A 14,100-nucleotide genomic window follows, 5' to 3' on the forward strand; every position below is an offset into this window, starting at 1 on the left:
CCCCGGCAGTCGACGTTCTGTCGCTTGCCGCCGCTGCCCACGACGCGTGAAAGTGCTCGCCATGGCTGAACTTTCGCGGCGTTCGCTGCTACGGAGCACGGTCGGTACGGGAGCGGCCGGGGCGCTGGCCCTGCTGGCGGCCGGATGCGGGGTGCCGGCGGCGTACGTCGCGCCGGCCGACCGTGCAGCGCCCGACCGCTCGGCCCGGGACAAGCGCCTGACCTTCGCCAACTGGCCGCTCTACATCGACGTGGACGAGCGCGACAAGCAGCGGCGGCCGACGCTGGAGGCGTTCGAGCGGCGTACCGGCATCTCGGTGACGTACACCGAGGAGATCAACGACAACGACGAGTTCTTCGGGAAGATCAGCCCCGCGCTGATGAACCACCAGCCGACCGGCCGCGACCTGATCGTCATCAGCGACTGGATGTGCGGCCGCTTCGTCCGCCTCGGCTGGGTGCAGGAGATGGACCGGGCCCGGCAGCCGAACGTCGCGCGGTACCTCGACCCGCTGCTGCGCGACCCGCACTTCGACCCGGGACGCAGGCACAGCGTCCCCTGGCAGTCGGGCATCACCGGCATCGCGTACAACCGCCGGAAGCTCGGCCGGGAGATCCAGCACACCGCGGACCTGTGGAAGGACGACCTGCGCGGGCGGGTGACGCTGCTGTCCGGGCTCGACGAGTCCTTCGCCATGCTCATGCAGGGCGACGGCGTGGACATCACCCGCTGGACGGAGGACGACTTCTACCGGATGACGGGCCGGATCCGCCGCCTCGTGGACAGGAAGCACATCCGGCGCTTCACCGGCAACGACTACATCAAGGACCTCGCCTCGGGGGACGTGCTCGCGGCGCAGGCGTATTCGGGCGACGTCATCCAGCTCAAGGAGGACAACCCCGACATCGAGTTCGTGGTGCCGCAAGAGGGCGCCGAACTGTGGGCGGAGAGCCTGATGATCCCCGGCCGCGCGGAGCACAAGCGCAACGCGGAACGGCTGATCGACTACTACTACGAGCCGGAGACGGCCGCCGAACTGGCGGTGTGGGTCAACTACGTCTGCCCGGTGCCGGCCGCGCGGGACGTCCTCGCCTCCTCCAAGGACGAGGAACGCGCCGCGCTGGCCGAGGACCCGCTCGTCTTCCCGGACGACGCCCTGCGCAAGCGGCTGGCCATCGCCCGCGACATCACCTCCAAGGAACGGCCGGCGTTCGCCAAGGAGTGGAACGGCATCGTGGGACTGTGAGACGGCAAGCCGCCGCGCCGTTCAGCGGGGAGCGTCCTGCACGAGGGCTTCCTCCAGGGCCGTACGCAGTCGCTCGTACGTAGGGGCGAGCCGCCGCAGTCCCGCTTCCAGCGCTTGGTCGTCCCCGGAGACGACGGGGTGTTGCAAGCTGCCGACCATGCGGGACTGTTCGGCCAGGAGGGCCGCCGGGGCGGTCAGGCCCAGCGGGACCAGGCATGCCGCCGCGTCGTTGAGGCGGCGGGCGCCGACCCGGATGGCGAAGGAACCGAGCAGGCCGCGGGTCTCCGACGGCAGGTCCCCCTTCGCGACCTGATCCGCCAGCGCCTCGGCCGCGGCGGCTCCGCCCAGCGAGCCGGGCCGCACGGGCAGGTCGTCGCGGCCGGCCAGCCACCGTACGGCGCCGGGCAGCGACTGCCGCAGGGCGTCCACCGGATCGACGGCCCGCTCCCGTACGAAGGCGGAGCGCATCACGTACGGGGCGTCGGCGTACGTCACCGACTCCGCGCGCCAGGCGGCGGCGAACTCCGCGGCGGGCAGCGTCGCGTACGGGTGGCCGTGCGGGTCGTGGAGGAGGACGGTGCCGTTCTCGACCGCGAGGACCACCACGTAGTGGTCGGCGCCGATTGCGGTGCCCGAGCCGGTCTGGTACAGCAGCAGGCCCATCTCCAGCGGGCCGGCCAGGACGGGCCCTTCGGCGCAGACGGCGCCCAGCCGGGCCAGCGCCTCGTCCTGGGTGCCGCCGGCGTCGCGTACACAGCGCAGACCGAGTGCCGGCACGGCGGCGTCCAGGCCGACTTCCGGGTTCCAGCCGTACGGGTCGAACAGCGGCAGCGTGCCGCCGATGAACTGGAAGCCGAACGGCGAGCCGGTGAGGGTCTCGATGACGGCGGTCGACGGGGCGGTGGCCGGGCCGAGCACCGTCGCGAGGGCGTTGCTGTAGCAGTACGGGCCGGAGCCGGTGTAGGTGAGCATGGGTGTCCTTGGTGGGAGAGGGACGGCGGTTGCCGAGGTGACTCCCAGTGGACGGGTTGACACGGGGACAAGGTCAAGGGGGTTCGTAAGTGGCCGGATGCGTGTGGGAACTGGCCGCGTGCCAGACTCGGCGCTCATGTCGAAGAAGACCACGCAGGACCTGAGCCCCGCCGTCACGTTCGGACTGCTCGCCGCCTGGGCGTTGCACGACGCGGAGGAGGTGGCCTTCGGGCCGCGCTGGATCCGTAAGAGCCTGCCGGAGCTGCGGGAACGTTTCCCCGGGGCGCCGGAACGGCTCTGGAAGGCGCTGGAGGGCGTCGACCAGCGGGAGTTCACGGTCGCGGTGGGCGCCATGGCGATGATCGTGGCCGCCGCCTCGGCGCAGGGCCACCGCACCGGCGGCCGCTCGGCGTTCTTCCAGGGCGCGGTGGACGGGTTCGGGCTGCACGGCCTGGTGCACCTCGCGCAGGCCGCCGCCGTACGCGGCTACACCCCCGGCTCGGTCACCTCACCGCTGATCGTCGTCCCGTACGCCGTGTGGGCGCGCGGCCGGCTGCGGCGCGCGGGGCGCCTGCGGCCCACGGACCTGCGCGGCACGGTCAGCGGACTGGCCGCGGCCGGAGCGGCCACGGCCCTGTCCCACTTCGTGGCGCGGCGGCTGGTGAAACGCTGAGCCGGACGGAGCCGGTACGCCTCAGAGCGCCGCGCGTACGGCGGTGACCCGGTTGGTCGTGACGGCATCGACGCCCGCGCGCCCGAGGCGGCGCGCGGCGCGCGGCGTGTCGGTGGTCCAGGCGGCGCACAAGTAACCGTCGCCGTGAGCCCGTTCGACCAGGTCACGGGTGACCAGGCCGAAGTGGTAGTTCAGCCAGCGGGGACGGACCCGGGCCAGCAGCTCGGGGCGGGGCGGGGCCGTCCGGCACCAGGACAGGGCGAGTTCGGCGGCCGGGTCGGCGGCACGGACGGCCAGCATGGACAGCCCGCCGCCGCAGTAGTACACGCGGTCCGCGGCACCGGACTCGCGGACCTCACCGACGGCGGCCTGCGCGGCCGCCGGGTCGGGAAGATCGACGAGGGTACGGGCGGACGGGTACTCGGCCGTGAGCGCGAGGGCGTCGCGCAGCGTGGGCACACCGCCCGCCGTCACCTCGTCCACCTGGGCGTACGTGAGCGAGGAGAGCCGGCGGTCATGGCCCCACAGGCGTTCCAGCGTCGGGTCGTGCAACAGGACCGGTACGCGGTCGGCGGTCAGCCGTACGTCGACCTCGACCGCGTCGGCGCCCGCTTCGAGCGCGGTGCGGAGCGAGGGCAGGGTGTTCTCACGGTGGTCGTACGGGGCGCCGCGATGGCCGATGACCGCGACCCGCCCGGACGCGGCCGCCGGGCCCGGAGTGCGGCCTGCCGCCCTCACCGCGGCCACGCCGCGGTGTAGTCGTCGATCTCCGCGGCCAAGGCCGCCTTGGCGGAAGCGTCCATGAACGACGCCTCGACGGCGTTCTTGGCCAGCGCGGCGACCCCGGCGGCGTCGAGGTCCAGCAGACGGGCGGCGACGCCGTACTCCAGGCACAGGTCGGTGCCGAACATCGGCGGGTCGTCGCTGTTGACCGTCACCAGGACACCCGCGTCGGCCATCTCCTTGATCGGGTGCTCGTCGAGGGTGCGCACGGCGCGGGTGGCGATGTTCGAGGTCGGGCAGACCTCCAGCGGGATGCGGTGCTCGGCGAGATGGGCCAGCAGCTTCGGGTCCCGGACGGAGCTGGTGCCGTGGCCGATCCGCTCGGCGCGCAGGTCGGTGAGCGCGTCCCAGACGGTCTGCGGGCCGGTGGTCTCGCCGGCGTGCGGGACCGAGCGCAGGCCCGCGGCGATGGCGCGGTCGAAGTACGGCTTGAACTGCGAGCGCGGCACCCCGATCTCCGGGCCGCCGAGCCCGAACGAGACCAGGCCCTCCGGCCGCAGGTCACAGGCGATCCGCGCGGTCTCCTCGGCCGCTTCCAGCCCGGCCTCGCCGGGAATGTCGAAGCACCAGCGCAGCACCACGCCCAGCTCGGTCTCCGCCGCCCGGCGCGCGTCCTCGATGGCCTCGACGAAGGCCTCGTCGGGAATGCCGCGGCGGACCGAGCTGTACGGGGTGACGGTCAGCTCGGCGTAGCGGATGTTCTGCCGCGCCATGTCGCGGGCGACTTCGTACGTCAGCAGCCGGACGTCGGTGGCGTCCCGGATGAGGTCCACGACGGAGAGGTAGACCTGGATGAAGTGGGCGAAGTCGCGGAAGGTGAAGTAGTCGGTGAGCGCTTCGGGATCGGTGGGGACCGCGGAGTCCGGGTGGCGGGCGGCGAGCTGGGAGACGATACGGGGCGACGCCGATCCGACGTGGTGAACGTGCAGCTCCGCCTTGGGGAGTCCGGCGATGAAGGCGTCAAGATCGGACAACGGTTCCTCCTGGGCGGCGATGGGCTGGGCGTGGTGCGGACGGTGGCCATCGTATGCGGGGCCCGACTGCCCCGAACGGTGCAGGTCCGGGCGGAACAGTGCAGGTCTTAGCATGGTCGGACAGCGATTGCGGGGGGAATGTGGGGGTCTCGATGTCCGACAGTCAGCAGCCCGAGCCGCGCGACCCGTGGGCGCCGCCGGAGGACCGGGCGCCGCTGGCCGCGCCGTCGGCGGAGGCGCCGGCGGACGTGCCGGCGGCAGGCGCGCCGGCGAAGGCCGGGCCCGGCGGCCCGGAGGTATCGGACGGGGCGAGCGTCCCGAGCACTACGGATGCCCTGGGCAAGCCGGATGACCCGAGCGGGCCGGCGGCCCCGAGCAAGCCGGACGCTCCGGCCGGCCGGTACGACGTTCCGCCGCCGCCTCCCGCTCCGGACCTGGCGGGCGCGTTCGCGTCGCCCGGTTCCGGAGCGCCGCCGATACCCGGTGCCGGGGCGGCCCCGTACGGCACCCCCGCTCCCGGCGGCTGGGGCGGTGCCCCGTACCCGGGCGGCCGCCCGGGGGAGCAGCTGACGCCGGGCTACCAGCCCTACTGGATGCCTGCCGCGCCGAACAACGGGTTCGGCACGGCCGCTCTCGTCCTCGGCATCATCGGCGCCACGCTCTGCTTCACCATCGTCCTCGGCTTCCTCCTCGGTGCGCTCGCGATCGCTTTCGGCGCTGTCGGGCGGGTGAAGGTGACCAAGGGCGAGGCGGACAACGGGGGGAGTGCGCTGGCCGGGATCGTCCTGGGCGGCGTGGCGATCCTGCTGAGCATGCTCATGGTCGGTTACGTCGTGGTGGCGAGCGCGACCTACGAGGAAGACGACGACCCGTGGAACCCCGGCTACTCCGACGATTCGGGCTCCGGCGGCTCCACCTCCGGCGGCGCGGGCGGCTCCGGCTCCGGTGGTTCCGGTTCCGACGACGAGCCGGACACGTACGAGGCCGCGCCCGCCCCAGGCCCGCACACGTACGCCCCCGCAGCCGTCACCGCATCCGGCCCGACCGCTGTCCCCGGCCTCCCGGCGCCCGCCCGCGGTCAGCTCGTCGTCCTCGCCCAGCCCCTCGCCGGCTCCCCTCGGTAGCCCCCCGCCGGCGCCCCGTCAGCCCTCCGCGGCAACCACCTCCGCCGCCAGCCGCTGCCGGGCCTCCATCAGGGCGAAGCCGAGGAGGTTCAGCCCGCGCCAACGTGCCGGGTCCTGGGCGCGCTCGTCGTCGGCGGCCAGTCCGATGCCCCATATGCGGTCCAAGGGGCTGGCCTCGACGAGTACGCGGGAGCCCGTGCCGAGGAGGTAGGCGCGCAGGGCGGGGTCCTGGCCGAACTTGTGGACGTTGCCGTCGGTCACGTACCCGAAGCGGTGGCGCTCCCACTCGGCGGCGTCGAAGCCGCGGACCGAGCGGCCGGCGTCCTTCGCCTGCTTGGGGTGGGTGGCGGACATCGCCCGCCGCTCCGCCTCCGGGTCGCCGAACAGCCGGGCCTTGCAGGCCATCATCCAGTGCTCGGCGGTGGCGTACCGTACGCCGTCGACCGTGAACGGCGCGGGCCACCACTGGCTGAAGCAGCTCGCGCCGAGCTGCCCGTCGCGGCGTGGCGCGTGGCCCCAGAAGTAGACGTACTTGTATCGCTCGCCGGCGGCCGTCGCCGCGGTCAGCTCCGCCACCGACCGCGGCCCGTCGGCACCGGCGGTCGCCGCCGCCTCCGCCCCGGCCTCCACAGCGCCCACCGGCGTCCCGTTCCGTGGCTCGTTCATCCCCGTACCCCCGTGCTGTCGTGCATCATGCCGGGATTCTGTCAGTGGGCTCTGACAACGTGTCGGGGCGCCCCGCGACGGAAATCGCAGAATCCGTCGCGTAACCAAAAGGCAACAACGGAATCCCTTGTTGGGGCCCTGCCCCTCTGTCAAGATCAGCCATCGATTCCGGAAAGAGCTACGCCTGGGTGTGCCGCCGAGCGGCCCCGGCGCCCGGCGGAGGAGAGCACCATGATGCAGCGATTCGACGTGCACGAACGATTCGCCGAGGGCGCGCAGTACCTCGCCGGCGAGCTCCGGGAGGGCACTTCCGGCCGGACCCAGCAGGTGGTCGACCCGGCCACCGGCGAGCAGGTGTACGGCTACCGGCTGGCCTCGACGGCGGACGTGGACGCCGCCGTACGGGCCGCCCGGGACGCCTTCCCCGGGTGGGCGGGCGCGACCCCGGGCGAGCGCTCCGACGCCCTGCACCGCTTCGCCGCCGTGCTCGGCGAGCGGGCCGGTGAGCTGGCGTACGCCGAGTCGCTCCAGTGCGGCAAGCCGGTCAAGCTCAGCGCGGAGTTCGACGTACCGGGCTCGGTCGACAACGCGGCCTTCTTCGCGGGCGCCGCGCGGCACCTGGAGGGCAGGTCGGCGGGGGAGTACAGCCCCGACCACACCTCGGTGATCCGCCGCGAGCCCATCGGTGTCGTCGGCTCCATCGCGCCGTGGAACTACCCGCTGCAGATGGCGGCCTGGAAGGTGCTGCCGGCCATCGCGGCAGGCAACACGATCGTGCTGAAACCTGCCGAGATCACGCCGCTGACCTCGGTGATGTTCGCGCAGGCGGCGACCGAGGCAGGCATCCCGGACGGCGTGCTCAACATCGTCTCCGGCGCGGGCCGGGAGGCCGGCGAGCACCTGGTCGCCCATCCCGGCGTCGCCATGACCTCCTTCACCGGCTCCACGGCGGTCGGCAAGCGGGTCGCCGAGATCGCCACCAGCACCGTCAAGCGGCTGCACCTGGAACTCGGCGGCAAGGCACCCTTCCTGGTCTTCGACGACGCGGACCTGGAGGCGGCGGTGCACGGCGCGGTGGCCGGCGCCCTGATCAACTCAGGGCAGGACTGCACCGCCGCCACCCGCGCCTATGTGCAGCGCCCGCTGTACGACGCGTTCGTCAGCGGCGTCGCCGACCTGATGGCGACGGTACGGCTCGGCGACCCGTTCGACCCCACCACCGACCTCGGGCCCCTCGTCTCGCACACCCAGCGCGACCGGGTCGCCGGATTCGTCGAGCGCGCCCGGTCCTACGCCACCGTCGTCACCGGCGGTGAGGCTCCCCAGGGCGACCTGGCCAAGGGCGCGTACTACCGGCCGACGCTCATCACGGACGCCGCGCAGGACAGCGAGGCCGTACAGAGCGAGATCTTCGGGCCGGTGCTGGTCGTGCTGCCCTTCGACAGCGACGACGAGGGCATCGCGCTGGCCAACGACACCCCGTACGGCCTGGCGGCCTCCGCCTGGAGCCGGGACGTCTACCGGACCGGCCGTGCCTCCCGCGAGATCAAGGCGGGCTGCGTCTGGGTCAACGACCACATCCCGATCCTCAGCGAGATGCCGCACGGCGGATACCGGGCGAGCGGTTTCGGCAAGGACATGTCGGCGTACTCCTTCGAGGAGTACACGCAGGTCAAGCACGTCATGTACGACAACACCGGGGTGGCCAGGAAGGACTGGCACCGGACCGTCTTCGGGGACCGCGCCTGAGGCACGGGCGCCGACGCAAGGCGGCAGCCGCCGCACGGCCGCACCGGCTGACCACCGGGCTCATCCTGAAAGGGCACCGCGCATGGAGTACACCCGGCAGCCCGGGAGCCTGTCCCCGCCCGAACTGGCCGCCGTACGACGCAGCCTCACCGACGGCCGGATGGCCATGACCCGGCGGTCGCTGCTGCGCGCGAGCGCGGCGGGGGCGCTCGCGGCCGGCGGGCTCGGCGCGCTCGCGGCCTGCGGCATCCCGCCCGCGGGCCGTACGGACGGCGGGCGGTCCGAGGACCACTCCGGGCGAGAGAAACGTGTCGTCTTCTCCAACTGGACGGAGTACCTGGACGTCAGCGACGACGGCAAGCGCCGGCCGACGCTGGACGCCTTCACCCGCCGGACCGGCATCACGGTGAAGTACACCGAGGACATCAACGACAACGACGAGTTCTTCGGCAAGATCCAGGCGCAGCTGGCGGCGGGCCAGGACACCGGCCGGGACCTGATCGTGCTCACCGACTGGATGTGCGCGCGGATGATCCAGCTGGGCTGGGTCCAGAAGCTGGACCCAGCCGCCCTGCCGCACGCCGAGGCCTACCTCTCCCCGCAGTTCCGCGATCCGGACTGGGACCCGGGCCGCGCCCACTCCTACCCCTGGACGGGCATCCCGGCGGTCATCGCGTACAACGCGAAGGCCACCGGAGGCCGCACGGTCGACTCCGTCAGCCAGCTGCTGGACGATCCGCGCCTCAAGGGGCGGGTCGGCTTCCTCTCCGAGATGCGCGACACCGTCGGACTGACCCTCCTGGACCTGGGCAAGCGCCCGGAGGACTGCACGGGCGACGACTTCGACGCCGCCATCGCCCGGCTCCAGAAGGGCGTGGACAGCAAGCAGATCCGGCGCTTCACCGGCAACGACTACATCAACGACCTCAGCAAGGGCGACCTCGCGGCGTGTGTGGCCTGGGCCGGGGACGTCGTCCAGCTCCAGCACGACAACCCGGACATCAAGTACGCCGTGCCGCGCGCCGGCTACATGACGTCCACGGACAATCTGATGGTGCCGAACCGGGCCCGGCACAAGAAGAACGCCGAACGCCTCATCGATTACTGCTACGAACCGAAGGTGGCGGCGCGGATCGCGGCGTACATCACCTACGTGTGCCCGGTGGACGGTGTACGGGAGGAGCTGGCGAAGATCGACCCGGACCTGGCGGCGAACCCGCTGATTCTCCCCGACCGGGAGATGGCCGCCCGCTCGCACGCCTTCCGCGCCCTCGGTGCCGAGGAGAGCAAGGACTTCGCCCAGAAGTTCGCCGACCTCACCGGCGCCTGAGACCGGCGCCTGAGACCGGCGCCTGAGACCGGCGCCTGAGACCGGCGCCTGAGACCGGCGCCTGAGACCGGCGCCTGAGACCGGCCCGGAACCGCCCGGAACAGGCCCGGCACCACGCAGAACGCCGCCCGGCAGCCGGTCACGTACCGGCCCGCGCCCGCCCTCCGACCCACGGGACCACCCATGACACAGACCTCCGGTGGCGACGTCCGCCTCTCCGGTATCAGCAAGACCTATGGCTCCTTCACCGCCGTCCACCCGCTCGGCCTGACGGTCCCGGCGGGCTCCTTCTTCGCGCTGCTGGGCGCCTCCGGGTGTGGCAAGACCACCACCCTGCGCATGATCGCGGGGCTGGAGGACCCGTCCACCGGCACCGTCGAGCTCGACGGCAAGGACGTCACCGCGCTGCCCCCGTACAAGCGCCCGGTCAACACGGTGTTCCAGAACTACGCGCTCTTCCCGCACCTGGACATCTACGAGAACATCGCGTTCGGCCTGCGCCGCCGCGGCATCAAATCCGTGAAGAAACAGGTCGAGGAGATGCTCGACCTGGTCGAACTGGGACCGATGGCGCGCCGTAAGCCCCAGCAGCTCTCCGGCGGTCAGCAGCAGCGCGTCGCGGTCGCCCGCGCCCTGATCAACCACCCGCAGGTGCTCCTCCTGGACGAGCCGCTGGGCGCCCTTGACCTGAAACTGCGCCGCCAGATGCAGCTCGAACTCAAGCGCATCCAGACCGAGGTCGGCATCACCTTCGTGCACGTCACCCACGACCAGGAGGAGGCCATGACCATGGCCGACACGGTCGCGGTGATGAACGGCGGCCGGGTCGAGCAGCTCGGTGCCCCAGCCGACCTGTACGAGAACCCGGGCACCACCTTCGTCGCCAACTTCCTCGGTACCTCCAACCTCATCGAGGCCGAGGTGGTGACGGCCGGCGGCGACGACCTGCTGCTCACCGCGGGCGGCAGCAAACTGCGGCTGCCCGCCGGGCGATGTCGCGCCACCGTCCGTACGGGCGGCAAGGTGCTGGCAGGCGTACGGCCGGAGAAGATCGGCCTCGCGCACGCCGACGACGCCGGGACGATCACCGACGGCCGCAACCGGCTCCCCGGCCGCATCGAACATGCCGGGTTCCTCGGCGTCAGCACGCAGTACGTCATCGAGTCCCCGGGCGCCGGACGCCTCGCCGTCTACGAGCAGAACGTCGAACGCGACCCGCGCCTGGTGCCCGGCGCTGAGGTCGTCCTGCACTGGAACCCCGCGCACACCTTCGGCCTGGACGCCTCCCAGGACATCGGGGCCGGTGCGGACACCGGCGAGGAGGCGGCATGACGACGACCACCGAGGCACCGCCGCCACCCGCCGCCGAGGACGCGCCGGAGGTCCGCACGCGCGGCGCGCGCAAACGGCTCGTGCCGTACTGGCTGCTGCTCCCCGGCATGCTGTGGCTGGTCGTCTTCTTCGCCGCCCCGCTGGTCTACCAGGCGTCCACGTCCGTGCAGACCGGCTCCCTCGAAAAGGGCTTCAAGGTCACCTGGCACCTCGCCACCTACTGGGACGCGCTGGGCGAGTACTGGCCGCAGTTCCTGCGGTCCGTCGGCTACGCGGCCACCGCGACCGTGCTCTGCCTGGTCCTGGGCTACCCGCTCGCGTACCTCATCGCCTTCAAGGCGGGCCGCTGGCGCAACGTCGTGATGGTGCTGGTCATCGCCCCCTTCTTCACCAGCTTCCTGATCCGCACGCTGGCCTGGAAGACGATCCTGGCGGACGGCGGCCCGGTGGTCGGCGTACTGAACTCGCTGCACGTCCTGGACCTGACGAGCTGGCTGGGGCTGACCGAGGGGGAGCGGGTGCTGGCCACGCCGCTGGCGGTGGTCTGCGGCCTGACGTACAACTTCCTGCCGTTCATGGTGCTGCCGCTGTACACGTCGCTGGAGCGCATCGACCCGCGGCTGCACGAGGCCGCGGGGGACCTGTACGCCCGTCCGGTCACCACCTTCCGCCGGGTGACGTTCCCGCTGTCCATGCCGGGCGTGGTGGCCGGCACGCTGCTGACCTTCATCCCCGCCGCGGGCGACTACATCAACTCCGAACTGCTCGGCTCCACCGACCAGAAGATGATCGGCAACGTCATCCAGTCGCAGTTCCTGCGGGTCCTGGACTATCCGACCGCCGCCGCGCTCTCCTTCATCCTCATGGCGGCCATCCTCGCCATGGTCACGCTCTACATCCGCAAGTCCGGGACGGAGGACCTGGTCTGATGGCCGTGCTCCGGTGGCTGCGCCGCCACCTCGTCGTGCTCGCGGGCCTCGGTACGCTCGCGTACCTGATCCTGCCCAACCTCGTCGTCCTGGTCTTCTCCTTCAACAAGCCCAACGGCCGCTTCAACTACGAGTGGCAGCGCTTCTCGGCGGACGCCTGGGCCGATCCGTGCGGCGTCGCGGACCTGTGCGGATCGCTGGGCCTGAGCCTGCGGATCGCCGTCTGGGCGACGGTCGGCGCGACCGTACTGGGCACCATGATCGCTTTCGCGCTGGCCCGCTACCGCTTCCGCGCCCGGCCCGCCGTCAACACGCTGATCTTCCTGCCGATGGCGATGCCCGAGGTGGTGATGGCCGCCTCGCTGGCGACCCTGTTCCTCAACATGGGCATCCGGTTCGGGTTCTGGACGATCCTGATCGCGCACATCATGTTCTGTCTGAGTTTTGTCGTCACGGCGGTCAAGGCCCGCGTGATGAGCATGGACCCGCGCCTGGAACAGGCGGCCCAGGACCTCTACGCGTCCCCCGCGCAGACGTTCCTGCGCGTGACTCTGCCGATCGCGGCGCCCGGCATCGCGGCCGGCGCGCTGCTCTCCTTCGCGCTGTCCTTCGACGACTTCGTCATCACCAACTTCAACGCCGGCTCCACTGTGACGTTCCCCATGTTCGTCTGGGGATCGGCGCAACGGGGCACGCCCGTTCAGATCAATGTCATCGGAACGGCGATGTTCCTCATCGCCGTGCTCTGCGTCCTGGGAGGGCAACTGCTCTCCGGACGCCGGAAGAGGAGCTGAGAACCATGGCACGAGCTGCCATGAGCACCCCCGCCCACGCCCTCGCGGACGCCGCGCCGGTCTCCTTCTGGCTGGACGATACGGACCGTCCCGCCGCCCTCCCCGCCCTCGTCGGCGACGAACGCACCGACCTCCTCGTCGTCGGCGGCGGCTACTCCGGCCTGTGGACCGCACTGATCGCCAAAGAACGCGACCCGGGACGCGACGTCGTCCTCGTCGAAGGCCAGGAGGTCGGCTGGGCCGCGTCCGGCCGCAACGGCGGCTTCTGCGCCGCCTCCCTGACCCACGGCCTCGGCAACGGCCTGGACCGCTGGCCGGACGAGCTGACGAAGCTGGAGGAACTCGGCGCCCGCAACCTCGACGCCATCGAGGACGCCGTCGCCCGCCACGGCATCGACTGCGCCTTCGAGCGCACCGGCGAGATCGACATCGCCACCGAACCCCACCAGGTCGCCGAACTGCAGGAGGGCGCCGAGCTGGCCGCCCGGCTGGGCCTGCCCGGCGTCGAATTCCTGGACCGCGAGGCGCTGCGCGCCCAGGTCGACTCGCCGACCTTCCTGGCCGGCCTCTGGAACCGTACGGGCGTCGCCATGCTCAACCCCGCCCGCCTCGCCTGGGGCCTGAAGCGGGCCTGCCTCGGCCTCGGCGTACGGATCTACGAGCACACGCCCGCCACCGCCCTGGCCGCCGACGGCGTGGGCATGGCCGCCCGCACCCCGTACGGCCGGGTCTTCGCCCGCCGGGTCGCCCTCGGCACCAACGTCTTCCCGTCCCTGGTGCGTCGCGTCCGCCCGTACGTCGTACCGGTCTACGACCACGCGCTGATGACCGAGCCGCTCTCCGCCGAGCAGCAGGCCGCCATCGGCTGGCAGGGCCGCCAGGGCCTGTCCGACACCAACCACCACTTCCACTACTTCCGCCTGACCGCCGACCACCGCATCCTGTGGGGCGGTTACGACGCCGTGTACCGCTTCGGTGCTTCGGTCCGCGCCGAGTACGACCACCGCCCGGCCACGTACGAGAAGCTGGCCCGGCACTTCTTCCAGTGCTTCCCGCAACTGGAGGGCCTGCGCTTCACCCATGCCTGGGGCGGCGCCATCGACACCTGCTCGCGCTTCTCCGCCTTCTTCGGCACCGCGCACGCCGGCCGGGTCGCCTACGCCGCCGGTTACACGGGGCTGGGCGTGGGCGCCACCCGCTTCGGGGCCGAGGTCATGCTCGACCTCCTGGCGGGCGAGCGGACCGAGCGCACCGAACTGGAGATGGTCCGCAAGAAGCCGCTGCCGTTCCCGCCGGAGCCGCTGCGCTGGGCCGGCATCGGCCTGACGCAGTGGTCGATGACGCGGGCCGACACCCATGGCGGCCGGCGCAACCTGTGGCTGCGGGCCATGGACAAGGCGGGGCTCGGATTCGACAGCTGAGGAGCCCGGGCCGTGGCCCGGCCCGTACGCGGCCCGTCCCCGGCGCGGTCCGGGCCCGTCCCCGGCCGTGCCCGGACCGGCTCCCGCAGGCGCACCAGCATCGCGCA

At 72.1% G+C, this 14,100-nt stretch carries 13 protein-coding genes; 9 read left to right on the plus strand and 4 right to left on the minus strand.

What is annotated here, in order from left to right:
* Positions 1 to 61: 61 nt before the first annotated feature.
* A complete protein-coding gene (locus tag ACZ4Z1_RS33775) occupies positions 62 to 1,246 on the plus strand; it encodes a polyamine ABC transporter substrate-binding protein (RefSeq protein ID WP_468490462.1) in 1,185 nt (394 codons plus the stop codon).
* Between the two features lie 21 nt (positions 1,247 to 1,267).
* Here the strand turns inward: ACZ4Z1_RS33775 and ACZ4Z1_RS33780 are convergent, their stop codons facing one another.
* Entirely contained in the window at positions 1,268 to 2,218 is a 951-nt protein-coding gene (locus tag ACZ4Z1_RS33780) for a hypothetical protein (RefSeq protein WP_468490463.1), read from the minus strand.
* A 136-nt stretch (positions 2,219 to 2,354) separates the two neighbouring features.
* Between ACZ4Z1_RS33780 and ACZ4Z1_RS33785 the strand changes: the two genes are divergently transcribed.
* Complete coding sequence (locus ACZ4Z1_RS33785; protein WP_468490464.1) at positions 2,355 to 2,891, plus strand: HXXEE domain-containing protein; 537 nt, start codon at positions 2,355 to 2,357, stop codon at positions 2,889 to 2,891.
* Positions 2,892 to 2,912: 21 nt separating this feature from the next.
* On the opposite strand, the gene ACZ4Z1_RS33790 is transcribed toward ACZ4Z1_RS33785, so the two are convergent.
* Together ACZ4Z1_RS33790 and ACZ4Z1_RS33795 are read right to left on the minus strand one after the other, a co-directional pair.
* Entirely contained in the window at positions 2,913 to 3,629 is a 717-nt protein-coding gene (locus ACZ4Z1_RS33790; protein WP_468490502.1) for a glycerophosphodiester phosphodiesterase, read from the minus strand.
* Positions 3,626 to 4,762, minus strand: coding sequence for an adenosine deaminase (locus ACZ4Z1_RS33795; protein WP_468490465.1), 1,137 nt, complete (start codon positions 4,760 to 4,762; stop codon positions 3,626 to 3,628). Before ACZ4Z1_RS33795 ends, ACZ4Z1_RS33790 begins: the two co-directional genes overlap by 4 nt.
* 38 nt (positions 4,763 to 4,800) lie before the next feature.
* Here ACZ4Z1_RS33795 and ACZ4Z1_RS33800 point away from each other — a divergent pair, with 38 nt between their 5' ends.
* Entirely contained in the window at positions 4,801 to 5,772 is a 972-nt protein-coding gene (locus ACZ4Z1_RS33800) for a DUF4190 domain-containing protein (RefSeq protein ID WP_468490466.1), read from the plus strand.
* 18 nt (positions 5,773 to 5,790) lie between these two features.
* On the opposite strand, the gene ACZ4Z1_RS33805 is transcribed toward ACZ4Z1_RS33800, so the two are convergent.
* The gene (locus ACZ4Z1_RS33805; RefSeq protein WP_468490467.1) at positions 5,791 to 6,438 is read right to left on the minus strand and encodes an NADAR family protein; all 648 of its coding nucleotides are present in this window, start codon (positions 6,436 to 6,438) and stop codon (positions 5,791 to 5,793) included.
* Between the two features lie 231 nt (positions 6,439 to 6,669).
* On the opposite strand from ACZ4Z1_RS33805, the gene ACZ4Z1_RS33810 reads away from it, so the two are divergent.
* The 6 genes from ACZ4Z1_RS33810 (at position 6,670) to ACZ4Z1_RS33835 (ending at position 13,993) form a co-directional block, all read left to right on the plus strand.
* Complete coding sequence (locus tag ACZ4Z1_RS33810; protein WP_468490468.1) at positions 6,670 to 8,187, plus strand: gamma-aminobutyraldehyde dehydrogenase; 1,518 nt, start codon at positions 6,670 to 6,672, stop codon at positions 8,185 to 8,187.
* Positions 8,188 to 8,269: 82 nt separating this feature from the next.
* Entirely contained in the window at positions 8,270 to 9,517 is a 1,248-nt protein-coding gene (locus ACZ4Z1_RS33815; protein ID WP_468490469.1) for a polyamine ABC transporter substrate-binding protein, read from the plus strand.
* A gap of 183 nt (positions 9,518 to 9,700) precedes the next feature.
* Complete coding sequence (locus ACZ4Z1_RS33820) at positions 9,701 to 10,849, plus strand: ABC transporter ATP-binding protein (RefSeq protein ID WP_468490470.1); 1,149 nt, start codon at positions 9,701 to 9,703, stop codon at positions 10,847 to 10,849.
* Positions 10,846 to 11,778 carry an ABC transporter permease gene (locus tag ACZ4Z1_RS33825; RefSeq protein WP_468490471.1) on the plus strand — a complete coding sequence of 311 codons (933 nt, stop codon included), beginning with the start codon at positions 10,846 to 10,848 and terminating at the stop codon, positions 11,776 to 11,778. Before ACZ4Z1_RS33820 ends, ACZ4Z1_RS33825 begins: the two co-directional genes overlap by 4 nt.
* Positions 11,778 to 12,572: an ABC transporter permease gene (locus tag ACZ4Z1_RS33830; protein ID WP_468490472.1), complete on the plus strand. Its 795-nt coding sequence runs from the start codon at positions 11,778 to 11,780 to the stop codon at positions 12,570 to 12,572. Before ACZ4Z1_RS33825 ends, ACZ4Z1_RS33830 begins: the two co-directional genes overlap by 1 nt.
* 5 nt (positions 12,573 to 12,577) lie before the next feature.
* Complete coding sequence (locus ACZ4Z1_RS33835; protein ID WP_468490473.1) at positions 12,578 to 13,993, plus strand: NAD(P)/FAD-dependent oxidoreductase; 1,416 nt, start codon at positions 12,578 to 12,580, stop codon at positions 13,991 to 13,993.
* Positions 13,994 to 14,100: the final 107 nt, after the last annotated feature.

It is taken from the genome of Streptomyces sp. NPDC030165 (assembly GCF_055573595.1).